General features: G+C 71.4%; 19 protein-coding genes. 8 read left to right on the top strand and 11 right to left on the bottom strand.

Annotation, left to right across the window (positions count from 1 at the left end; genetic code table 11):
* Positions 1-344: 344 nt before the first annotated feature.
* Positions 345-1,892 (top strand): peptidoglycan-binding protein, encoded by a 1,548-nt coding sequence (locus tag OG623_RS05660; RefSeq protein ID WP_406144818.1) that lies wholly within the window; start codon positions 345-347, stop codon positions 1,890-1,892.
* A gap of 44 nt (positions 1,893-1,936) precedes the next feature.
* Positions 1,937-2,767 (top strand): DUF3626 domain-containing protein, encoded by an 831-nt coding sequence (locus OG623_RS05665; RefSeq protein WP_406144820.1) that lies wholly within the window; start codon positions 1,937-1,939, stop codon positions 2,765-2,767.
* A gap of 28 nt (positions 2,768-2,795) precedes the next feature.
* Here the strand turns inward: OG623_RS05665 and OG623_RS05670 are convergent, their stop codons facing one another.
* The 5 genes from OG623_RS05670 to OG623_RS05690 all read right to left on the bottom strand — a co-directional run bounded on the left by OG623_RS05670 (position 2,796) and on the right by OG623_RS05690 (position 9,550).
* Positions 2,796-3,935, bottom strand: coding sequence for an XdhC family protein (locus OG623_RS05670; protein ID WP_406144822.1), 1,140 nt, complete (start codon positions 3,933-3,935; stop codon positions 2,796-2,798).
* 33 nt (positions 3,936-3,968) lie between these two features.
* Positions 3,969-5,426, bottom strand: a complete 1,458-nt coding sequence (locus OG623_RS05675) for an NCS2 family permease (protein WP_406144824.1) — start codon at positions 5,424-5,426, stop codon at positions 3,969-3,971.
* Between the two features lie 214 nt (positions 5,427-5,640).
* Positions 5,641-8,058, bottom strand: coding sequence for a xanthine dehydrogenase family protein molybdopterin-binding subunit (locus OG623_RS05680; RefSeq protein ID WP_406144826.1), 2,418 nt, complete (start codon positions 8,056-8,058; stop codon positions 5,641-5,643).
* Positions 8,055-8,657 (bottom strand): (2Fe-2S)-binding protein, encoded by a 603-nt coding sequence (locus OG623_RS05685; RefSeq protein WP_406144827.1) that lies wholly within the window; start codon positions 8,655-8,657, stop codon positions 8,055-8,057. Before OG623_RS05685 ends, OG623_RS05680 begins: the two co-directional genes overlap by 4 nt.
* A 2-nt stretch (positions 8,658-8,659) precedes the next feature.
* Positions 8,660-9,550, bottom strand: coding sequence for an FAD binding domain-containing protein (locus tag OG623_RS05690; protein WP_406144829.1), 891 nt, complete (start codon positions 9,548-9,550; stop codon positions 8,660-8,662).
* A 287-nt stretch (positions 9,551-9,837) separates the two neighbouring features.
* On the opposite strand from OG623_RS05690, the gene OG623_RS05695 reads away from it, so the two are divergent.
* The gene (locus OG623_RS05695; RefSeq protein ID WP_406144831.1) at positions 9,838-11,559 is read left to right on the top strand and encodes a PucR family transcriptional regulator; all 1,722 of its coding nucleotides are present in this window, start codon (positions 9,838-9,840) and stop codon (positions 11,557-11,559) included.
* Positions 11,560-11,752: 193 nt separating this feature from the next.
* Complete coding sequence (locus OG623_RS05700; protein ID WP_406144833.1) at positions 11,753-12,538, top strand: hypothetical protein; 786 nt, start codon at positions 11,753-11,755, stop codon at positions 12,536-12,538.
* A gap of 76 nt (positions 12,539-12,614) precedes the next feature.
* On the opposite strand, the gene OG623_RS05705 is transcribed toward OG623_RS05700, so the two are convergent.
* Positions 12,615-13,421 carry a GntR family transcriptional regulator gene (locus OG623_RS05705; RefSeq protein WP_406144835.1) on the bottom strand — a complete coding sequence of 269 codons (807 nt, stop codon included), beginning with the start codon at positions 13,419-13,421 and terminating at the stop codon, positions 12,615-12,617.
* Between the two features lie 145 nt (positions 13,422-13,566).
* Between OG623_RS05705 and OG623_RS05710 the strand changes: the two genes are divergently transcribed.
* Together OG623_RS05710 and OG623_RS05715 are read left to right on the top strand one after the other, a co-directional pair.
* Positions 13,567-14,415: a (2Fe-2S)-binding protein gene (locus OG623_RS05710; protein ID WP_406144837.1), complete on the top strand. Its 849-nt coding sequence runs from the start codon at positions 13,567-13,569 to the stop codon at positions 14,413-14,415.
* A 213-nt stretch (positions 14,416-14,628) separates the two neighbouring features.
* The gene (locus OG623_RS05715; RefSeq protein ID WP_406144839.1) at positions 14,629-15,717 is read left to right on the top strand and encodes a DUF2637 domain-containing protein; all 1,089 of its coding nucleotides are present in this window, start codon (positions 14,629-14,631) and stop codon (positions 15,715-15,717) included.
* Between the two features lie 9 nt (positions 15,718-15,726).
* On the opposite strand, the gene OG623_RS05720 is transcribed toward OG623_RS05715, so the two are convergent.
* Positions 15,727-16,137, bottom strand: a complete 411-nt coding sequence (locus OG623_RS05720; protein ID WP_406144841.1) for an ATP-binding protein — start codon at positions 16,135-16,137, stop codon at positions 15,727-15,729.
* Positions 16,138-16,388: 251 nt separating this feature from the next.
* Between OG623_RS05720 and OG623_RS05725 the strand changes: the two genes are divergently transcribed.
* Together OG623_RS05725 and OG623_RS05730 are read left to right on the top strand one after the other, a co-directional pair.
* Positions 16,389-16,787 (top strand): ribonuclease domain-containing protein, encoded by a 399-nt coding sequence (locus OG623_RS05725; RefSeq protein WP_406144843.1) that lies wholly within the window; start codon positions 16,389-16,391, stop codon positions 16,785-16,787.
* 97 nt (positions 16,788-16,884) lie between these two features.
* A complete protein-coding gene (locus tag OG623_RS05730; RefSeq protein WP_406144845.1) occupies positions 16,885-17,271 on the top strand; it encodes a barstar family protein in 387 nt (128 codons plus the stop codon).
* Here OG623_RS05730 and OG623_RS05735 read toward each other — a convergent pair.
* From OG623_RS05735 to OG623_RS05750, 4 genes are read right to left on the bottom strand one after another with little or no spacing between them, the layout of a single operon-like run.
* The gene (locus OG623_RS05735; RefSeq protein ID WP_406144846.1) at positions 17,257-18,087 is read right to left on the bottom strand and encodes an ABC transporter ATP-binding protein; all 831 of its coding nucleotides are present in this window, start codon (positions 18,085-18,087) and stop codon (positions 17,257-17,259) included. The two genes, OG623_RS05730 and OG623_RS05735, sit on opposite strands and share 15 nt — an antisense overlap.
* Positions 18,084-19,136, bottom strand: coding sequence for a FecCD family ABC transporter permease (locus tag OG623_RS05740; protein WP_406144848.1), 1,053 nt, complete (start codon positions 19,134-19,136; stop codon positions 18,084-18,086). The genes OG623_RS05735 and OG623_RS05740 overlap by 4 nt, the downstream gene beginning before the upstream one ends.
* A complete protein-coding gene (locus OG623_RS05745) occupies positions 19,133-20,176 on the bottom strand; it encodes a FecCD family ABC transporter permease (RefSeq protein ID WP_406144850.1) in 1,044 nt (347 codons plus the stop codon). Before OG623_RS05745 ends, OG623_RS05740 begins: the two co-directional genes overlap by 4 nt.
* Positions 20,173-21,210 carry an iron-siderophore ABC transporter substrate-binding protein gene (locus tag OG623_RS05750; RefSeq protein WP_406144853.1) on the bottom strand — a complete coding sequence of 346 codons (1,038 nt, stop codon included), beginning with the start codon at positions 21,208-21,210 and terminating at the stop codon, positions 20,173-20,175. The genes OG623_RS05745 and OG623_RS05750 overlap by 4 nt, the downstream gene beginning before the upstream one ends.
* Positions 21,211-21,355 lie beyond the last annotated feature (145 nt).

Raw genomic sequence — 21,355 nt, forward strand, 5'->3', positions numbered from 1 at the left:
TCGGGAGGGACCCTTTATACGCCTTCGCAGAGGCCGTTCCCGACCCCGTTCCCCCGTGAGGAGGGGGTGCGGCCAGGTGTGCGATTTCACCGCGCCGCGAGAGGGGTGACACCCCATCGGACGGAGGATCTACGGGGCGGATGCGCTCCGCCGGGGGCGCCTGCCTCCGCACCTCACCGAACTGCGCCTTCCGGTCCCCCAACTCCATTGGAGTGAAAGGGATTTGGACACACGAAGGCATCATTGTCATGCCTTTGCCAGATGGATAACCTGTGCGCACTCAGCGGCCCCCGGCCCACCCCACCGGCCGACGGCCCCCTCTCCCCCACAGACCTGGAGCAGGTATGCCCCGACGTCCCGCCGGCCACACCCGAGGCCGCGCAGCCGTTCTGGCCTCTCTCACCGCCACCGTCCTCGTCGCCACGGGCCACCCGGCCGGCGCCGCCCCCGCCGACACGGACCCGATGAACCAGGCCTTCGAACAGGCCGCCGAGCAGTACGGCGTACCCCGTGACGTGCTCGCCGCCGTCGGCTACGGCGAGACGCACCTGGACGGGCACGCCGGGCTCCCCAGCCAGGACAACGGCTACGGTGTGATGCACCTCGTGAGCAACCCGGTCAACCACTCCCTGGAGAAGGCCGCCGAGCTGACGGGCAGGTCCGAGGCCGAGCTGCGCGAGGACACCGAGGCCAACATCCTGGGCGGCGCGGCCGTGCTGCGGAGCCACGCCGACACGCTCGGCCTCGACCCGGCCGAGCGGGCGGACGTCGACGCCTGGTACCCGGCCGTGGCCCGCTACAGCGGGACCGAAGGCGCTGTCGCCGCCCTCTACGCGGACTCCGTCTACACCTTCCTCGCCCAGGGGCTGCGGGCCACGGTCGCCGGCGGCGAACAGGTCACGGTCACCTCACGCCCCGTCTCCCCCGACAAGGGCCCCCTGGCGAAGGCCGACATCACGGCCAAGAGCGAGGACTACCCCGCGGCGCTCTGGGTCCCCGCCAACTCCGCCAACTTCGCGACCGGCCGCACCGCGACGGTGGACAAGGTGGTCATCCACGTCACGCAGGGCTCGTACGCAGGGACCATCAGCTGGTTCCAGAACGCAACGTCGCAGGTCAGCTCCCACTACGTGGTCCGCTCCTCGGACGGCCAGATCACCCAGATGGTGCGCGACAAGGACACCGCGTACCACGCCAAGAGCGCCAACGCCTCCTCGCTCGGCATCGAGCACGAGGGGTTCATCGACGACCCGTCGTGGTTCACCGACACGATGTACCGCTCGTCCGCCGCGCTGACGGCCCACCTGTGCGACCAGCACGGCATCCCCAAGGACCGGACGCACATCATCGGGCACAGCGAGGCCCCCGGGAACGACCACACGGACCCGGGCGCCAACTGGAACTGGACCTACTACATGCAGCTGGTCGGCGGCGGCTCGGGCAGCGAGGCCGACGGTCTTAGCTTCGAGTCGTACACGACGCAGAAGTCCGGCTCGACGGGCGCGCAGGTGAAGGCCGTCCAGACCCTGCTCAACCAGCAGGGCTACGACGCCGGCACCGAGGACGGCGTCTTCGGGACCAGGACGCAGGACGCCGTACGGGCGTTCCAGACGGCCCGCGGCCTGGACGCCGACGGTACGGTCGGCCCGCAGACCTGGACCGCGCTGCTCTCCGCCGGCACCACACCGACGCTCGTCGCGGGCGCCACGGGGGACACGGTGAAGCGGCTCCAGCGGGCCCTCACCGCGGCGCTGGGCACCACCGTGAAGATCGACGGGACCTTCGGCACCGACACGGACAAGGCCGTCCGCGACTACCAGAGCGCACGGAAGCTGACGGTCGACGGCAGCGTCGGCCCCGACACCTGGACGGCCCTGCAGTCCGGACGCTGAAATCGAGGTGGATCAGGTGGTCGGCGCTCGTACAGAATGGCCCGATGAGCGCCGACACCCTCCAGGCCCCCGCGCGCGCCCTGAGGCATGTGGCCGCCCGGTCGTCCGGGCCGCCGCTCGCCCCGTCCCTGCGGGTGACCCTGAACTTCCACCCGGACCGCGGCACGGGCCGCACGGTGCTGGAACGCCTGGCGGAGGACGGGGTGTACGCCTCCCAGTTCGTCACCGGCACCAGCAACGGCGGCCTCACCGCGCATCCCGGCGGTGACCGCTGGCGCTGGGAGAGCCGGATCTTCGGCGGCGCCTACGACGGCGCGAGCGCTCACGAGCGTCCGGTCTACGGCGCGCTGGACTTCCGCCGCTCCCCCTACGGCGCGGCGCCCCGCTTCGGGTCCGCGCACTTCAGGCTGAGCGCCGGAACCCTGCCCCACGCCACGTTCTGCTATCCGGACAGTTCCCTGGAACCGTCCGACTTCGGTGTGGCGGCGGCCGGGAGCCGGCTCATCGCGCTCGCCGAGGCCGGTGGCCGGGACGCCCTGGACGACTACATCGAGGCGCAGATACACGGCCCGGTGCGGCTCGACCACCATGTGGAGGCTCTCGTCCTCGACCCGTGCTTCCGTGGCACGGCCGTGGAGAAGGCCGCCGGGGCACTGCCCTGCCCCGTCGAATGGCACGACGGATTCCGTCTGGCCACCGCGGAGTTGACGCGTCATCCGGAGTACCGGGGCGCGGAGTACGTCGAGTTGGGCGCCGCACTCGCGGTCGACGGCTTCATCGACGCGCGGATCATCGGGGAGGCGGCCGGGACGGGGCGGCACGATCCGCAGGACCTCAAGAAGGTGTGGCATCTGCTGGCACGCTTCGGCCGGTGAGCGGACCGTCGGCCGTCGGTGGTCCGGTTCAGGCCACCGGGATCAGCGAGGTGACGCTCTCGTGGTGGATCGGGGTGTGCGCCCCCTTCAGCGGCAGGCCGCTGCCGCCGCGCCGCTCCGCGACGATCTCGGCCGCGATCGACAGCGCGGTCTCCTCCGGGGTACGCGCTCCGAGGTCGAGCCCGATCGGCGAGTGCAGCGCGGCCAGCCGGTGCTCGGCGACACCCGCGTCGCGCAGCCTCTCGTTGCGTTCCAGATGGGTGCGTCGTGAGCCCATCGCGCCGACATAGGCGACGGGCAGCCGCAACGCCAGTTCCAGCAGCGGGATGTCGAACTTCGCGTCGTGCGTGAGGACGCAGAGCACCGTGCGGGCGTCGACGTCGGTGGCGGCGAGGTAGCGGTGCGGCCAGTCGACGACGATCTCGTCGGCGTCCGGGAAGCGGGCCGCCGTGGCGAAGACCGGGCGGGCGTCGCAGACGGTGACGCGGTAGCCGAGGAAACGTCCGGCGCGCACCAGCGCGGCCGCGAAGTCGATGGCCCCGAAGACGATCATCCTGGGCGGTGGGACGCTCGATTCGACGAGCAGGGTGAGCGGGCTGCCGCAGCGGGAGCCCTCGGCGCCGATGACGATCTCTCCGGTGCGGCCCGCGTCGAGCATCGCACGGGCCTCGGCCGCCGCCGTACGGTCCAGTTCCGGATGCCCGCCGAGCCCACCGTCGTACGTGCCGTCGGGGTGGACGAGCAGGGGGCGGCCGAGCAGGGCGTCGGGACCCGCGGTGACGCGGGCGACGGCCGCCGCCCCGCCCTCCGCCGCGGCGGCGAACGCGGCGGCGAACACCGGGCGCGCGGGGTCGTCCGCGCGCACCGGTGTCACCAGGATGTCGATGACTCCGCCGCAGGTCAGGCCGACCGCGAAGGCGTCGTCGTCGCTGTAGCCGAAGCGTTCGCGCACGGTGGCGCCGTCCTCGATCGCCTGCCGGCACAGCTCGTACACCGCACCCTCCACACATCCGCCGGAGACCGACCCGATGGCCGTGCCGTCGCTGTCGACGGCGAGGGCGGCGCCCGGCCGGCGAGGCGCGCTGCCGGATACGGCCACCACGGTGGCCACGGCGAACACGCGTCCCTGCGCGGCCCACCGGTTCAGCTCTTCGGCGATGTCCAGCATGGCGTATCTCCTTCTGACAGGGCAGCGCAGGTGTCAGCTGACGCCGAGCCAGCTCTCGATGGGGTGCAGGGCGAAGTACACGAGGAAGACCAGCGTCAGGACCCACATGAAGACGCCGACCTCCCGGGCCCTGCCCTGGGCGAGCTTGATGGCCGTGTACGAGATGACGCCCGCCGCGACACCGGTGGTGATGGTGTACGTGAACGGCATCAGGACCACGGTGAGGAAGACAGGTACGGCCACGGAGCGGTCGCCCCAGTCGACGTGCCGGGCGTTCTGCATCATCATCGCGCCGATGACGACCAGGGCGGCGGAGGCCACCTCCGCGGGCACGATCGCCGTCAGCGGGGTGAAGAAGAGACAGGCGGCGAAGAAGAGGCCGGTGACGACGGAGGCGAGCCCGGTGCGGGCACCCTCGCCGACGCCGGTCGCGGACTCGACGAACACGGTCTGGCCCGAGCCCCCGGCCACGCCACCGATCGCGCCGCCCGCACCGTCGATGAACAGCGCCTTCGACAGGCCCGGCATCCGGCCCTTGTCGTCCGCGAGCTTCGCCTCCGTGCCCACCCCGATGATGGTGGCCATCGCGTCGAAGAAGCCGGCCAGCACGAGGGTGAACACGATCATGCCGACCGTCATGACGCCGACGTCGCCCCACCCGCCGAACTCGACGTTCCCGAACAGCGAGAAGTCGGGCGACGAGACCGCGCTGCCGCTCAGCTCGGGCGGGCCGCTGCTCCACGCCTTGGGATCGATGTCCCCCACGGCGTTGACGACGATCGCGCCCAGGGTGCCGACGACGATGCCGATCAGGATCGCGCCCGGCACGTTGCGCGCCTGCAGCATGAAGATCAGGAGCAGGGTCACCGCGAAGATGAGCACCGGCCAGCCGGCGAGCTCACCGGCAGGGCCGAGCGAGAGGGGCGTGGCCTCCCCCTGGTGGACGAAGCCGGCCTTGAAGAGGCCGATGAGGGCGATGAAGAGCCCGATGCCGATGGTGATGCCGTGTTTCAGCGCGAGCGGGATGGCGTTCATGATCATCTCGCGCAGGCCGGTGACGACCAGGAGGCAGATCACCACCCCGTAGATCACGCACATACCCATGGCCTGCGGCCAGGTCATGGCCGGTGCGACCTGCGAGGAGAGCACACCGGACACGCTCAGGCCCGCCGCGAGCGCGAGGGGCACCTTGCCGATGAAGCCCATGAGCAGGGTGGTGGCCGCCGCCGCGAGCGCGGTGGCGGTGATCAGGCCCGACTGGCCGAGCAGTTGGCCGTCGACGTCCTTGCCGCCGAGGATGAGCGGGTTGAGCAGGAGGATGTACGCCATGGCCATGAAGGTCGTGACGCCGCCGCGCACTTCACGCGCGACGGTCGATCCTCGCTCCGATATGTGGAAGTACCGGTCGAGCCAGGACCGTCCGGCGGGGACACGCGAGCCTGGGCCCGCGTCCTCCGCGCTCGTCCTGGGTTCCACGGACTGCTGGGTCATGATGCCTGACTCCCAAGGTTCACTGGGGCACCCGCGTGGAGCTCTGGAGACTGCGGGATTTGGGATGAATGCGAGGCGCACGACCCGGGGGACGGCCCGAGACGAACTCTTCGTGACGATGGAGCGGTTGAGCGATGGCTCCGGACGGTGCGTGGCGCGGGGAAGTGTGACGTTCACGGCGCTCCCGCACCGTCCGGAGGTTCTTGAGGGCCCGTCAGGTACCGGTGAGGTGTTCGGGTCGTACCGGTGTCCTGTCGAGCGCCAGGCCCGTCGCGTCCCGGATCGCCGCGAGGACGGCCGGGGTGGACGACAGGGTCGGGGCCTCGCCGATGCCGCGCAGCCCGTACGGGGCGTGGTCGTCGGCGAGTTCGAGCACCTCGACCGGGATGGTCGGGGTGTCGAGGATGGTGGGGATCAGATAGTCGGTGAAGGAGGGGTTGCGGACCTTCGCCGTCTTCGGGTCGACGATGATCTCCTCCATGACGGCGACACCCAGGCCCTGGGTGGTACCGCCCTGGATCTGGCCCACGACCGACAGCGGGTTGAGGGCCTTGCCGACATCCTGGGCGCAGGCGAGCTCGATGACCTTGACCAGCCCGAGTTCGGTGTCGACCTCCACGACCGCGCGGTGTGCGGCGAAGGAGTACTGGACATGGCCGTTGCCCTGCCCGGTGCGCAGGTCGAAGGCCTCGGTGGGCCGGTGGCGCCACTCCAGCTCGATGTCGACCGCCTCGTCCTCCAGCACATCGGCCAGGGTGGCGAGCACCTCGCCGCCGTCGGTGACGACCTTGCCCCCCTCCAGGAGGAGTTCGGCGGTGGCCCAGGCCGGGTGGTAGGTGCCGAACCTGCGTCGGCCGATGTCCAGGACCTGTTCCCTGACGGCCTCGCAGGAGTTCTTCACGGCGCCTCCGGTGACGTACGTCTGCCGGGAGGCGGAGGTGGATCCCGCGGAGCCGACCCGGGTGTCCGCCGGGTGGATGGTCACCTGGCTGACACCGAGTTCGGTACGGGCGATCTGGGCGTGGACGGTGACCCCGCCCTGTCCGACCTCGGCCATCGCGGTGTGCACGGTGGCGACGGGTTCGCCGTTGATGACCTCCATCCGTACCCGGGCGGTGGAGTAGTCGTCGAAGCCTTCGGAGAAGCCGACGTTCTTCAGCCCGACGGCGTACCCGACGCCGCGCACCACCCCTTCGCCGTGCGTCGTGTTGGACAGTCCGCCGGGCAGCGCGCGTACGTCGACGGAGCTGCCGCCCGCGTCGGCCGAGAGCCACTGCTGCTCGGGCGGCATGGGGCGGGCCTTGACACGGCGCAGCAGTTCGGCGACCGGGGCCGGCGAGTCGCAGGGCTGTCCTGTGGGCAGCAGGGTGCCCTGCTCCATGGCGTTCAGCTGCCGCAGTTCGACCGGGTCCATGTCCAGCGCCGCGGCCAGCTTGTCCATCTGCGCCTCGTAGGCGAAGCACGCCTGGACCGCGCCGAAGCCGCGCATCGCGCCGCAGGGCGGGTTGTTGGAGTAGAGGGCGATGGCCTCGATGTCGACGTCATCGACGGCGTAAGGGCCGACCGCGAGCGACGAGGCGTTGCCGACGACGGCCGGGGAGGCGGAGGCATAGGCGCCGCCGTCCAGCACGATCCGGCACTTCATGTGGGTGAGCTTGCCGTCCTTGGTCGCCCCGTGCTCGTAGTGGAGCTTCGCGGGGTGGCGGTGGACGTGCCCGAAGAAGGACTCGAAACGGTTGTAGACCATCTTTACGGGCTTGCCGGTGCGCAGCGCCAGCAGGCAGGCGTGGATCTGCATCGACAGGTCCTCGCGTCCGCCGAAGGCGCCGCCCACGCCGGACAGCGTCATCCGGACCTTGTCCTCGGGGAGACCGAGCACGGGGGCGATCTGGCCGAGGTCGGAGTGCAGCCACTGGGTGGCCACGTACAGCTCGACACCGCCGTCCTCGGAGGGTACGGCGAGGCCGGACTCCGGGCCGAGGAAGGCCTGGTCCTGCATCCCGAAGACGTAGTCCCCGCTGACGATCACATCGGCCCGCTCGGCCGCCGCGTCCGCGTCGCCGCGGACGATGGGCTGGCGGTGGACGATGTTGGGGTGCGGGACATGGCCGATGTGGTGGTCGGTGCGGCCCTCGTGGACCAGGATCGCGTCGGGGGCCGTCGCGGACGCCTCGTCGGTGACGAGCGGCAGTTCGGCGTAGTCGATCCGGATCTTGGCGGCGGCGCGGCGCGCGGTCTCGGGGTGGTCGGCGGCGACGAGCGCCACGGGTTCACCGTGGTGGCGGACCTTGCCGTGCGCGAGCACGGGCGTGTCCTGGATCTCGAGACCGTAGTTCTTCATCTCGGCGGGCAGGTCGTCGTAGGTCAGGACGGCGTACACGCCGGGGGTGGCGACGGCCTCGCCGATGTCGATGGAGCGGATCTCGGCGTGCGCGACGGTGGAGCGCAGCGTGTGGCCCCACAGCATGTCCTCGTGCCACATGTCGGATGAGTACGCGAATTCGCCGGTGACCTTGAGGGTGCCGTCGGGACGGAGGGTGGACTCACCGATGCCGCCCCGGGTCTTGGAGCCCTGGGTGATCCGGGTGGGGGTGCCGGCCGGGCCGGACGTGGCTCGTGGGTTCGGCGTCATGGCTGTCGGACCGCCTGTTCCTGTCGGGCGGCCGCGAGGCGGACCGCGTCGAGGATCTTCTCGTAGCCGGTGCAGCGGCAGAGGTTGCCGGAGAGCGCCTCGCGGATGTCCTGGTCGGACGGGGAGGGCCGGGTCTCCAGCAGCTCGTCGGCGGCGACCAGCAGGCCGGGGGTGCAGAAGCCGCACTGCACGGCGCCCGCGTCGATGAACGCCTGCTGGACCGGGGAGAGTTCCTCGGCCTCGGCGCTCCGCCCGTCGGTGGGCCTGGCCTGCCAACGCTGGGCCGCGTCGAGCGAGGTGCCGCAGGTGCCGGCGGCGCAGCCGGTGCCGGGGTGGGCGTCCTCGCGGTGCCGGGCGTAGTCCGCCAGGCCCTCGACGGTGACGACCTCGCGGCCCTCGGCCTGGCCGGCGGCGACGAGACAGGAACAGACGGGCACGCCGTCGAGGCGCACCGTACAGGAGCCGCATTCGCCTTGTTCACAGGCGTTCTTGGAGCCGGGAAGGCCCATGCGCTCGCGCAGGACGTACAGGAGGGACTCGCCCTCCCAGACGTCGTCGGCCTCCTGCTTACGGCCGTTGACCGTGAAGTTGACTCGCATGATCAAGCAGCTCCTTCGAGGGTGCGTCCCGCTCCGCGGTACTGCTCCCAGGTCCACGCCAGCGTGCGGCGGGCCATGATGCCGACGGCGTGCCTGCGGTAGGCGGCGGTGCCCCGTACGTCGTCGATGGGGTTGCAGGACCCGGCGGCGAGCTGGGCGAACTGCTTGGCCACGGAAGGTGTGATGATCTTTCCGCTCTCCCAGAACCCGCCCTCGTCCAGCGCGGCGTTCAGGAACTCCTCGGCCGCCTGCGCCCTGACCGGGGTCGGGGCGGCGGAGCCGATGCCGGTGCGCACGGTGCGGGTCTCGGGGTGGAGCGCGAGGCCGAAGGCGCAGACGGCGATGACCATCGCGTTGCGGGTGCCGACCTTGGAGTACTGCTGCGGTCCTTCGGCCTTCTTGATGTGCACGGCCCTGATCAGCTCGTCCGGGGCGAGTGCGTTGCGCTTGACGCCGGTGTAGAAGGCGTCGATCGGGATCATCCGCGTCCCCCGTACGGACGCGGCTTCGACCTCGGCGCCCGCGGCGAGCAGCGCCGGATGGGCGTCCCCCGCGGGTGACGCGGTGCCCAGGTTGCCACCGACACCGCCCCGGTTGCGGATCTGCGGCGAGGCGACGGTGTGCGAGGCGCGAGCGAGACCGGGCAGCTCGGCCCGCAGATGCTCCATGACGGCGCTGTACGGCACCGAGGCGCCGAGGCGTACGGTGTCCTGGCCCATCTGCCACTCGGACAGTTCACCGATGCGGTTGAGGTCCAGGAGGTGCTCGGGTCGCCGGTGGTCGAAATTGATCTCGACCATCACATCGGTGCCACCCGCGATGGGCACGGCCGCCGGGTGCTCGGCCTTGGCGGCGAGCGCCTCCTCCCAGCTGGCGGGGCGAAGGAAGTCCATGAGTGGCTCTCTTCTTCTCGATCGGGTCGTTCAGCTGGGCTGGGGACGGCCGGCCCGCCGGCCTGGCGGCCTTCGACCGGGTCTGTTCCTGTGTTGTTGACGCGGTGTGTGGCCCAGTACACAAGCCTTGCTCCACTCGGTGCAGTCACCGAAACCATGAAGGAATTGGCTGGTCCCCTTCACCGTCTTGTAGATTCGAACAAATGGCGGTCACCGGTGACCTCACCGACATTCACAAGTGACCTCCGCCTCCCCCGCACCAACGAAGAGAACGGCGGCAATCGACGATGCGGCTGCGCGCACTGCTGGACACCGAGGCTCTGGGCCTGCGGCTGCTCGGCGGCGAGGACGAGCTGGACCGTTCGGTCCGGGGCGTCATGACGACGGACCTGCGCGACCCCAGCCGCTATCTCTCGGGCGGTGAGCTGGTGCTGACGGGCCTTGCGTGGCGCAAGGACGCGTCGGACACGGAGCCGTTCGTACGGATCCTGGCGAACGCGGGCGTGGCCGGTCTGGGCGCGGGCGAGGCGGAGCTGGGGGCCGTTCCCGACGATCTGGTCGAGGCGTGCCTGCGGCACAGACTGCCGCTCTTCGCGGTCGACGAGACCGTTGCGTTCGCGACGATCACCGAGCATGTGGTGCGCCAGGTCTCCGGCGAACGGGCCGGGGACCTGGCCGCGGTCGTCGACCGTCACCGCAGGCTCATGACCTCGGGACCGGCGGGCGGCGGGCCCGAGGTGGTGCTCGATCTGCTCACCTCCGACCTGGACCTGCACGCCTGGGTCCTGTCACCGACGGGCCGGCAGATCGCCGGAGCCGGCGAGCCCCTGCCGCCACGCACCGGCGCCGAACTGGCGGGCCGGCATCTCGCCGCGACCCGCACAGGACGCCCGGGACCGTACCGCGCCGAGGTGGACGACACGGCGTATTCGCTGTTCCCGATCCGGAACACCGGCAGGGGGACGCCGCCCGCACCGGCCCCCGACGTCCGCGAGTCCGTGCTCTCCGAATGGCTGCTGGCCGTGGCGGCGGACGCCGGCGACTGGCCGGCGGCCCGGCTCGACCTGCTCCAGGGCGTCACCCAGCTGATCGCCGTCGAACGGGACCGCCGCGACGCCGCCCGAGCGGTACGCCGCAGGCTCGCCCAGGAGGTCCTGGAGCTGGTCCAGACGGGCGCCGCCCCCGCCGAGATCGCGGCCAGGCTGCGGGTGGCGGCCCCGGTCCTGCTGCCGGGCGTCGGCGCGGCGCCGCACTGGCAGGTCGTGGTGGCCAGGGTCGAGTGGCCGGCGGACAGCACGCGCGCGGAACCGGCGGGCGGCCGGGCGGCACAGGCGCTGCTGGAGGAGATCCTCGTCGATCCTGCCGTGACGGGCCCCGATTCGGCCGACCGGATCGCCGTGGCGCACACCGGTGACGAGGCCATCGCCCTCGTACCCCTGACCGCGCTCCCCGCGCCGGACGCCGAGGGTGAGGACGCACCGGTGGAATCCGGTACTCCCGAGCAGCGGGCCGGCGCCCTGCACGCGGACGCCCTGCTCGACTCCGTCCGCGCGCCGCTCTCCGCCGGTCTCGCGGACGAGGGCCGTCTGACACTGGGTGTCAGCGCCGCCGTCCACTCCGCCGAGGGGCTGCGGGGCGCGCTGGAGGAGGCCCGGCACGCCCGCCGGGTCGCCGCGGCCCGGCCGGGGGCGGTCTGCGCGGCCGGCCACCACGAGCTCGCCTCGCACGTCCTGCTGCTGCCCTTCGTCCCGGACGACGTCCGCCGCGCCTTCACCGCCAGGCTCCTGGACCCGCTGCGCGACTACGACCGGCGGCACCGCGCCGAGCTGATCGAGACGCTGGAGGCCTTCCTGGACTGCGACGGGTCGTGGACCCGCTGCGCGGCACGGCTGCACCTGCACGTCAACACACTGCGCTATCGCGTCGGACGTATCGAGCAGTTGACGGGACGTGACCTTTCACGCCTCGAGGACAAGCTGGACTTCTTCCTCGCCCTGCGTATGAGCTGACTTCGCGGGCCTTTCGGGGCCCTCCGGGGTTCCGGTCGATTGTGAAATCTTTCACCTGACATTGATCCGACCCCTTGGCCCGGCGTGCCAATCCGTGCTGAGATGCGCGCAGACCCTGGCCGAACCGGTGCTCACCGGCCGGCCTCCACAGCTCGATGGCGCGCTCGGGGAGGGCAATGTGGCGCATACCGCCATGTCTGGTTCCGGAACGACAGCAGATGACGATCCGCCGCTCCAGACCGCGGTATGGCGGCTGCGCTCACGGGCCTGTTGGACCGACGCCGCCGCACTGCTCGGCCCCCTGGCGGCCACCGACCCGGCGGCCGCGCTCCAGCGGACCTCGCTGCTGACCGAGCGGTGCCTCTACACGGGAGCCGGCTGGACGGACGCCGAGGACGCCCTGCGCACCGCCGAGGCGCTCGCCCAGGACGACTCCGAGCGCGGGGCAGCGGCCTGCGAGCGCGGCTATCTCGCGTACGCGTCGACCCTGCTCGGGGCGCGCGACCGGGCCGACGAGGCCAGCGTGGCGCTCAGCAGGGCCGCCGCCCTGCTCTCTCCCTCGGCCCCGGGCCGCCCTCTGCTGGACTTCCGCCGGGGCCTGATCGCCCAGAACATCGCCGATTCGCCCCAGTCGGCCCGCGCCGCCTACCGCAGGGCGCACGCAGGCGCCACGGCCCGGGGTGACCAGCTCCTGCTCTCCTTCACCTGGCGGCACCTCGCCTCGCTCTCCCTGGGCGAGGGTGAGCTGGCCGAGGCGCGGCACGGCTTCGCGGAGTCGCTGCGGATACGGGAGGAGCTGGGCTATCTCGTGGGCACAGCCCCGGCGCTCATCTCGCTCGCGGACGCCGAGCCGGAGCCCGAGGCCGCCGACCGGCTGCGCGCGGAGGCCGGCCGGCTGTTCCGGCTGCTGGGCGGTGTGCCGACCTGGCTCGCGCCCCGGCTCGAACCGCCGGACCCGGAGACCGCCGAGGCGAACTGACCCGTCCGGGCCCGAGGGCCCGCCGAGGACCCGCCGAGGACCCGTCCGGGCGCCCGGACGGGAGCCGTCTCGGACGTCAGACGTCGGCGCCGTTGAAGTGTTCCCGTACGAGGGACCGCACCACCGTCAGGTCCTGGGCGATGAGCGCGTCGAGGAGCGCGATGTGCTCCGAGGCATCGGCGAGCAGCTCGGCCCCGTGGCCCGCACGGCTGTCGGCCAGGGGCCACTGGGACCTGCGGTGGAGGTCGTCGGCGACCGCGACGAGCTGCTGGTTCCCCGCCAGCGCGAGCACGGCGCCGTGGAAGGCGCGGTCGCTGTCCGCGTACGCCGCGCGGTCGCCGACGGCCGCCGCCGCGACCGTGGCATCGGCCAGCGGACGCAGCGCGCACCAGCGGGCCGCCGGAACCGCGCGGGCCAGCCGCAGCATGACGGGGACCTCGATCAGCGCGCGCACCTCGGCGAGCTCCGCCAGCTCACGGGGACCGCGCTCGCTCACCCGGAAGCCGCGGTTCGGCACGACCTCAACGGCGCCCTCGACGGCCAGCTGCTGCATCGCCTCACGCACCGGGGTCGCGGAGACCCCGAAACGGGCGCCGAGCGCCGGGGCCGAGTAGACCTCGCCCGGGGCCAGCTCCCCGCCGACCAGCGCGGTGCGCAGGGCGTCCAGGATCTGGCCGCGTACGGAGTGCCGCTGGACCGCACGGGGTGCGGGCGGCTCGCTGTGGGTGTGCTCGCCACGCACGCGTTCATCACGCACCTGTTCGCCGCGCACCCGTTCACCGCGTACCTGTTCGGCACGCACCTGTTCGGGCACGCGGACATCCAGCGGGGTGCCCGCCGACGCGTACGGCCGCACGTCCTCACGCGCTCTGCCCTGCTCCACCGGGAACCTCCTCGCACTGGCGGGTCCGGCTCGCGCGCGCCGGGCCCCTTGTGCACGATAGGCGGAGCGGGTCTCAGTTCAAACACCGATCTCTTCGGGTAAGGTAAGCCTTACCTCTAGAAGATCGTGATTCGGTGGTCCCTGAATGACCGTGCCCGTCCTGCTCGCCGCGACCGCCCCGTCCCCCCTGACGGCGGCGTACACACGTCTGGCCGAGGTCTTCCCCGGACTGCGCGCCGAGGTGCTGCCCGACCACGTCGCGGCGCCCTCGGGCGGCGGATGGGTCGGCGCCGCCGAGCTGGCGGCAGGCGGCGGGGCGCTGGACGAATTCCTGGCCTGGGACGAGGCGCAGGTGCTGCGGGACTACGGCACCCGGGCGCGCCCCGACGTGGTGGCGAGCTTCGGACTGCACCGGTACGCCTGGCCGGCCTGTCTCCTGGTGACCCTGCCGTGGTTCACACACCGCCGGGTGCCGCGGATCCCGGCCTCCGACGTCTCCTTCCACCGGGGCCTGGGCCATCTGACCCTGCGCGTCGGCGAGTTCGCCTGCCTGCCCGACGACCCCGCTGCGGAGCTGCCCGGCGCCCGCGTCGTCCCCGACGAGTCGGCGCTGCGGGCCGAGGTCCTGGACGCCGTGGCGCAGCACCTCGGCCCGGTACTGGACGGATTCCGGCCACGCATGCGGCGCGGGAAGCGCGCCCTGTGGGGCATGGCGACGGACGAGATCGTCGAGGGACTCTGGTACATCGCCCATCTGCTCGGCGAGGAGAGCCGCGCGATGAGGGAGCTCGAACTGCTTCTGCCGGGCACCACCGAGCCGTACGTGGGCACGGCGGGTTTCCGTGAACTCACCGGCCCCGACGGCGAATCGCTCCCCACCCGCGACCGCGCGAGCTGCTGCCTCTTCTACACGCTGCGCCCCGAGGACACCTGCGTCACCTGCCCGCGCACCTGCGACGCCGACCGCGTCCGCAAGCTCACGCCCGCCACCTGAGCCACTGAGCCACACGGCGGCGCTCACACCACCCGGCAGGGCGACTGTAATTCGAACGCAACTCAGGCTCATCGAGCGGCAGTTCGAGCCGATTAGGCCTATCGGGACGTCCAATCCCCCCAATAGGGTCCCGGACCTCTGAAACCGTCTGCGAGAGACGGCATTTCAGCCACAATGGCGCCCGAAACGCCCTCCGTGACGCAAGGGACGCGCATGAGACTGACCGACATCTCGCTCGACTGGTTGCTTCCGGGCGCCGTACTGCTCGTGGGGGTACTGGCGGCGGTGACGGTGGTCGCACGCGGCAGGCGTGCCGCTGACAAGTCCGCGGCCGACGACAGCTGGGAACGCAGCGAGGAGCGCCGCAGGCGCAAGGAAGCCCTCTACGCGACCGCCTCGTACGTCCTGCTGTTCTGCTGTGCCGCGGTCGCCGCAGCTCTCTCCTTCCACGGCCTCGTCGGCTTCGGCCGGCAAAACCTCAACCTCTCGGGGGGCTGGGAGTACCTCGTGCCCTTCGGCCTCGACGGGGCGGCGATGTTCTGCTCGGTCCTCGCCGTGCGCGAGGCCAGCCACGGTGACGCCGCCCTCGGATCCCGGCTGCTGGTGTGGACGTTCGCCTGTGCCGCCGCCTGGTTCAACTGGGTGCACGCGCCGCGGGGCATGGAGCACGCGGGCGCACCCCACTTCTTCGCGGGGATGTCGCTCTCGGCCGCGGTGCTGTTCGACCGCGCGCTGAAGCAGACCCGCAGGGCGGCGCTGCGCGAGCAGGGCCTGGTGCCCCGCCCGCTGCCGCAGATCCGGATCGTACGGTGGCTGCGCGCGCCCAGGGAGACCTTCGGCGCCTGGTCGCTGATGCTCCTGGAGGGCGTACGCAGCCTCGACGAGGCCGTGGACGACGTCCGCGAGGACCGGCAGGAGAAGGAGCAGGACCGGCTCCGCAGGAGGGACCAGGCGAAGCTGGACCGGGCCCAGATCAAGGCCCTGAACCGGCAGCACCGGGTCTGGGGGCGCGGCGCCCGCATCGGCCGCCAGATGGACGCCCAGGCGGCCATCGCCCGCGCACAGAGCGGCGTCCCGGCCGCGGTGGAACCCGCCGCGACGGAACCCGGGCAGCTGCCCCTTCGCCCCCGGCCTTCCCTGCAAGCGGTGAACGGCGCGACTCCCAGGGCCGCTTCGGCGCAGACCACCGTGGCCGGCGAGCAGGGCACCGCCGAACCCGTCGCCGAGGACGACACCCAGGCCCTGCCCCGGCTCGACTCGCTGGAGCAGAAACTCAAGGACCTGGAACAGCAGTTCGGCTGAGGCGAGGCGTCAGGCGATCCCGGCGTCCAGCTCGAACCAGACCACCTTGCCCAGCGCCTGCGCCGTGACTCCCCAGGAGTCCGCCAGGCTCTGGACGAGAAGCAGTCCTCTGCCGTGCGTACCGTCGTCGGCGTTCGGTACGTACGGTGTGGGCTCCTGCCCGGTGAGGAAGTCGCGCACCTCGACCCGCAGTCGCGCCTGCGCCGAGGTCACCGTGACCACGGCGCCGTTTCTCGTATGGATGAGCGCGTTCGTGACCAGCTCGCTGAGCAGGAGCTCGGCCACTTCCGTCTCCTGAGGGCGGCCGCGCCGGCGCATGAAGTCCCGCAGCGCGGCCCGCATCTCCCCCACCGCCGACAGATCGGCGTTCCCGAGTCTGCGGTGCAGCCGTGTCGGACGGCTCTCCTGTCGCCTCGTCATGTCCCCCGTAAGCATGCTGAATCGGCCTCCCTTGATTCCGGTTCATGCCGTCATGTCTCGAACGCCTCCACGGATGCATGCCCCGCAGAGCCGCGGTCACGCGTCCCCGGGCGTCAACATATGAACGGACCGCTGCGCAACCCCGTCCGGGCGGCCGGCGCATTACGTTTGCGTACTCACGGTTAACTTTCAAAAAATTCACCCGTGTTGGCGTTGACGGATGGGGATCTACGCGCGTCATCATGGTGGACATGCGAATCCCCCCACGGATCACCACGCTCGGCGGCATCGCCGCCCTCATGTCCGTCCTCTTCGTCGGCGGCCCGGTCGCCGCATCGGCGGCGACGGCTCCCTCGACCACCGCGGTCGGCAGCGTCTGCTACTCCGCGCTGCCCTCCCAGGCCCACGACACGCTCGACCTCATCGACGCGGGCGGCCCGTTCCCGTACGACCAGGACGGCACCGTCTTCCAGAACCGCGAGGCACTGCTGCCGAGCCAGAGCACCGGCTACTACCACGAGTACACGGTCATCACGCCCGGTTCGTCGGACCGCGGCGCCCGCCGGATCGTGACGGGTGAGGCCACCGAGGAGGACTACTACACCGCGGACCACTACGAGTCCTTCGACCTGGTCGACCACGGCTGCTGATATCCCGCACTCCCCCGGTCAGGTCCGCGCCGTAGTCCCCCACCTGCGGCGCGGGCCATCGGGCCGGCGTCAGGAAGCGCGCTTGTACGCTCCACGCATGACCGTGACCTATGTGATCGACGGCTCCCGCATCACCGGCCTGGACAGCTTCTGGGACGTGATCGGCGAGGCGGTGAACGGGCCCGGCGGCTACTTCGGCCGCAATCTCGACGCCTTCGCGGACTGTGTCGGGGGTCTCGGCACCCCGCGGGACGAGTCCTTCGTCATCGAGTGGCACGACCACGCCCGCTCCGCCCGCGCGTTGGGCCACGAGGAGACCGCCCGCCGGCTTGCCGGTCTGCTCACCCGGGCGCACCCCACCAACCGTGCCCGGATCGAGCGGGAGCTCGCCGATGCCAGGGCGGGCCGCGGTCCGACGCTCTTCGACCAGCTCGTCGGGATCGTCGGCGAACGGACCGGGCCCGGGACCCTACGCCTGCTGTGAGGACGCGCAGGACTCGCTGAGCACATGGTGCCGGCCGATGGGCAGCATCAGCGGCTTGCCCGAGACCGGGTCATCGATGATGCGGCTCCGCAGACCGAACACCGTCTCGACCGTCTCCTCGGTGAGCACCTCCGCTGGGGTGCCCGCGCCATGAATGCTCCCCGCCGCGATGGCGATGAGGTGATCCGCGTACCTGGCGGCCAGGTTGAGATCGTGCAGCACCATCACGACCGTCGTCCCCCGGGTCCTGTTGAGATCGGTCAGCAGGTCGAGCACCTCGATCTGATGGCTGGCGTCGAGGAACGTGGTGGGCTCGTCGAGCAGCAGCAGATCGGTCTGCTGCGCCAGCGCCATGGCGATCCAGACGCGTTGCCGCTGACCGCCCGAGAGCTCGTCCACCGCGCGGTCGGCGAGCTCCGCGGTCTGCGTGGTCTCCAGGGCGGAGGCCACCGCGGCGTCGTCCTTCTCGCTCCACCGGGTGAAGACACCCTGGTGGGGGTGGCGCCCCCGGCCCACCAGGTCCAGCACGGTGATGCCTTCGGGCGCGATCGGTGACTGCGGCAACAGCCCCAGGGTGCGGGCGAGTTCCTTGGCCGGCATCCGGTGCACCTGTCTGCCGTCCAGGAGCACCTGCCCCTCGCGGGGCGCGAGCAGCCGTGACATCGAGCGCAGCAGGGTCGACTTTCCGCAGGCGTTGGCCCCGACGATCACCGTGACCTTGCCGGGCGGCACCGTCAGGTCGAGGGACTCGACGACCACGCGGTCGCTGTAACCGAGCGTCAGACGCTCGGCGTTGAGGGAGTGGGACGTGGTCATATCGAGCCTCCAGCCCGATGGGTGCGGACAATCAGATAGACGAGGTACGGCGCGCCGAGCACCCCGGTGACGACGCCGACCGGGTAGCGGGTGTCGAAGGCGAACTGACCCGCGAAGTCGGCGACGAGGACCAGGAGCGCGCCGACAAGACCGGCCGGCACCAGGAGGGAGCCCCCCGCCCCCACGATCCTGGCCGCGATCGGCCCGGACAGGAACGCCACGAACGCGATGGGTCCGGCGGCGGCCGTCGCGAAGGCGATCAGCCCGACGGCGGCGACGATGACCGTGATCCTGGTGCGTTCGACGCGGACCCCGAGAGCCGAGGCGGTGTCGTCGCCCAGCCGCAGGGCGGACAGGTTGCGGCCCTGCGACAGCAACACGGGGGTCAGCACGGCGAGCGCGACCACGGCGGGCACGACCTGGTCCCAGCCCACACCGTTCAGACTGCCCGTCAGCCAGCGCGTGGCCTCCTGGAGGTCCCACTCGGCGGCGCGGGACAGCACGTACGAGGTGACGCTGTCGAGCATCGCGGAGATCCCGATGCCGATCAGGATGAGGCGTGTGCCGACGACCCCGTCGCGGAACGCCAGCGTGTACACCAGCAGCGCCACGACGAGGGCGGCGACGATCGCGAGGACCGACACCTGGGTCTCGTCGAGCGACAGGGTCACGATCGCGATGGCCGCCGCGGCGCTCGCACCGGAGCTGATCCCGATGACATCGGGGCTGGCGAGCGGGTTGCGCAGCATCGTCTGGAAGGTGACACCCGCCATGCCGAAGCTGAACCCGGCCACCACCGCGAGCACGGCGCGTGGCAGCCGCAGCCGTCCGACGGTGAACGACGCCCCGGGCACCTGCTCCCCGAGGATCACCCTGAGGACGTCGCCCGGAGGGTAGAAGGTCTTCCCGGCCATCAGCGTCACGGCGAACACGGCGACGACGAGCACCAGGAGGACCAGCGCGATCAGGCGTCGGCGGGAGGCGTTCCTGACGCGTCCGCGGGTGACCTCGCGAAGGACGGAGGGCCGGGTGACGGCGGGGGCGCTCACAGGGCACGCACTTTCTGACGGCGGACGGTGTAGATGAAGAACGGGGCGCCGATCAGGGCCGTCACGATGCCCACGTCGACCTCCGAGGGGCGGGCCACGACCCGTCCGACGACATCGGCCGCGGTCAGCAGCACGGCCCCGGTCACCGCGGAGAACGGCAGCAGCCAGCGGTGGTCGACGCCGACCATCATCCGGCACGCGTGCGGGACGACGAGTCCGACGAAGGCGATGGGTCCGGCGGCCGCCGTCGCCGCGCCGCACAGGACGACGGCGCCCACGGCCGCCGTGGCGCGGGCGACTGCGACGCGTTCGCCGAGTCCCGCCGCGAGTTCGTCGCCCAGGGCGAGCGAGTTCAGCGCCCGCGCGGAGAGCAGACAGATCAGGGCGCCGACGCCGAGGAACGGCAGCACATGCCCGATGCGTTCGAAGGAGGCGCCTCCGACCCCGCCGATCTGCCAGAGCCGGAAGGACCCCGAGATGTCGTTGCGGGGCAGGACGACGGCGGTCACCAGCGAGGCGAACGCAGCGGAGGTGGCGGCGCCCGCGAGGGCGAGCTTGAGGGGGGTGGCCCCGCCTCGCCCCAGGGAGCCGACGGTGTAGACGAAAACGGCCGAGGCCGCCGCCCCTGCCATGGCGACCCATACGTACCCGGTCGGCGAGGTGAGCCCGAAGAAGGCGACCCCGGTGACCACGGCCAGTGACGCGCCCATGTTGACGCCGAGGATGCCGGGGTCGGCCAGCGGATTGCGCGTCACCCCCTGCATCACGCCGCCCGAGAGGCCGAGCGCGGCGCCGATCACGACGGCCAGCAGGGTGCGCGGGATCCGCTTCGTGACGGCCGCCTGCTCCAGCGTGCCGTCCGCGCCGCCGAGCGCGCTCCAGACGTCGGACCAGGCCACGGTGCGCGAGCCGACGGCGACCGAGAGCACCGCCACCACGGCCAGCACCACGAGGGTCAGCAGGAGCCACAGGATCCGGACACGTGCCGGACGCCGCACCAGGGCGGCGTCCGGCGTGTGTCGGGTGTCGAGCGTCGTCACTTGACCTTGTCCGCGGCCTTGGCGAGCTCGGCCACGTAGTCCTCCAGCACCCAGGAGATCGACAGCGGCGTGGGGTTCGCGGCGGTGGCCAGCGGGGCGCTGCCCGGCAGGAGGTAGACCGAACCGTTCTTCACGGCGGGGATCTTCGACAGCAGCGGGTCCTTCTGCAACGTCTTGAGCAGGTCGCCCTTGTCGTCGCCGTAACCGGTGATGATGTCGACGTCGTCGAACGCGTCGATCTGCTCCGCGCTCTTGGTCAGCGCGAACTTGTCCGTGCCCTTCGACGCCTCGGCGATGCTGCCGGGGATCTTCAGACCGAGGTCCTCGAAGAACAGGGTGCGGGTGTCGTGGGACGTGTAGAAGCCGATCTCACTCACGTCGTTGGGGTCGACGTGCGTCATGAACATCGCCGACTTCCCCTTCAGCTGCGGGTACTTGGCGACGGTCTTCTTGATGTCGCCCTCGACCTCGTCGATCAGCTTCTCGCCCTCGTCGGCGAGGCCGATCGCCTTGCTGTTCATCTCGATGATCTCGCGCCACGGAGTGGCCCACGCCGCCTCCGGGTACGCCACCACGGGGGCGATGTCGCTCAGCGTCTCGTAGTCCTGCTTCGTCAGCCCGGAGTAGGAGGCGAGGATGACGTCGGGTTCGGTGTCCGCCACGGCTTCGAAGTCGATGCCGTCGGTCTCGTCGAACAGGACCGGGGTCTTGGCGTCCAGCTCCTTGAGCTTGTCCGCGACCCAGGGCAGGACACCGTCGTCGTCATCGTCACCGAAGTTCGCGGCGGCCATCCCGACAGGCACGACGCCGAGGGCCAGCGGCACCTCGTGGTTGGCCCAGTTCACCGTGGCCACACGCTCGGGCTTGGACGGGATCGTGGTCTTGCCCAGCGCGTGCTCGATCGTGACCGGGAACGCCTCGGAGCCGGCCTTGCCGCTCTCGTCCTTCTTGGAATCGGACTCCCCGCCGCAGGCCGTGAGGCCCACCAGCAGGGCAGCCGCGACGGCGACTACGCGAAGGCGGTGTGGACGCATGGATCCGTACTCCAGTTCGGGATGGCTGAGCGCATAAAGTTAGGTAAGGCTTGGCTTTCCTTTGACCTTATGGAACACACAGGGTTGTCGCAATCAGCCGTTTCAGACATTCGTTGTAGCGATCGGGACACCGGGGCAGGGCAGG

This window comes from Streptomyces sp. NBC_01012 (assembly GCF_045162755.1).
Lineage (GTDB): Bacteria > Actinomycetota > Actinomycetes > Streptomycetales > Streptomycetaceae > Streptomyces.

Excerpts from the sequence above, each read along its gene's own strand:
- OG623_RS05675 (WP_406144824.1), bottom strand. The coding sequence starts at position 5,426 with ATGACCCAGCAGTCCGTGGAACCCAGGACGAGCGCGGAGGACGCGGGC.
- OG623_RS05720 (WP_406144841.1), bottom strand. The coding sequence starts at position 16,137 with ATGACGAGGCGACAGGAGAGCCGTCCGACACGGCTGCACCGCAGACTC.
- OG623_RS05695 (WP_406144831.1), top strand. The coding sequence starts at position 9,838 with ATGCGGCTGCGCGCACTGCTGGACACCGAGGCTCTGGGCCTGCGGCTG.
- OG623_RS05660 (WP_406144818.1), top strand. The coding sequence starts at position 345 with ATGCCCCGACGTCCCGCCGGCCACACCCGAGGCCGCGCAGCCGTTCTG.
- OG623_RS05700 (WP_406144833.1), top strand. The coding sequence starts at position 11,753 with ATGTCTGGTTCCGGAACGACAGCAGATGACGATCCGCCGCTCCAGACC.
- OG623_RS05690 (WP_406144829.1), bottom strand. The coding sequence starts at position 9,550 with ATGGACTTCCTTCGCCCCGCCAGCTGGGAGGAGGCGCTCGCCGCCAAG.
- OG623_RS05750 (WP_406144853.1), bottom strand. The coding sequence starts at position 21,210 with ATGCGTCCACACCGCCTTCGCGTAGTCGCCGTCGCGGCTGCCCTGCTG.
- OG623_RS05730 (WP_406144845.1), top strand. The coding sequence starts at position 16,885 with ATGACCGTGACCTATGTGATCGACGGCTCCCGCATCACCGGCCTGGAC.
- OG623_RS05715 (WP_406144839.1), top strand. The coding sequence starts at position 14,629 with ATGAGACTGACCGACATCTCGCTCGACTGGTTGCTTCCGGGCGCCGTA.
- OG623_RS05735 (WP_406144846.1), bottom strand. The coding sequence starts at position 18,087 with ATGACCACGTCCCACTCCCTCAACGCCGAGCGTCTGACGCTCGGTTAC.
- OG623_RS05725 (WP_406144843.1), top strand. The coding sequence starts at position 16,389 with ATGCGAATCCCCCCACGGATCACCACGCTCGGCGGCATCGCCGCCCTC.
- OG623_RS05710 (WP_406144837.1), top strand. The coding sequence starts at position 13,567 with ATGACCGTGCCCGTCCTGCTCGCCGCGACCGCCCCGTCCCCCCTGACG.
- OG623_RS05670 (WP_406144822.1), bottom strand. The coding sequence starts at position 3,935 with ATGCTGGACATCGCCGAAGAGCTGAACCGGTGGGCCGCGCAGGGACGC.
- OG623_RS05680 (WP_406144826.1), bottom strand. The coding sequence starts at position 8,058 with ATGACGCCGAACCCACGAGCCACGTCCGGCCCGGCCGGCACCCCCACC.
- OG623_RS05665 (WP_406144820.1), top strand. The coding sequence starts at position 1,937 with ATGAGCGCCGACACCCTCCAGGCCCCCGCGCGCGCCCTGAGGCATGTG.
- OG623_RS05685 (WP_406144827.1), bottom strand. The coding sequence starts at position 8,657 with ATGCGAGTCAACTTCACGGTCAACGGCCGTAAGCAGGAGGCCGACGAC.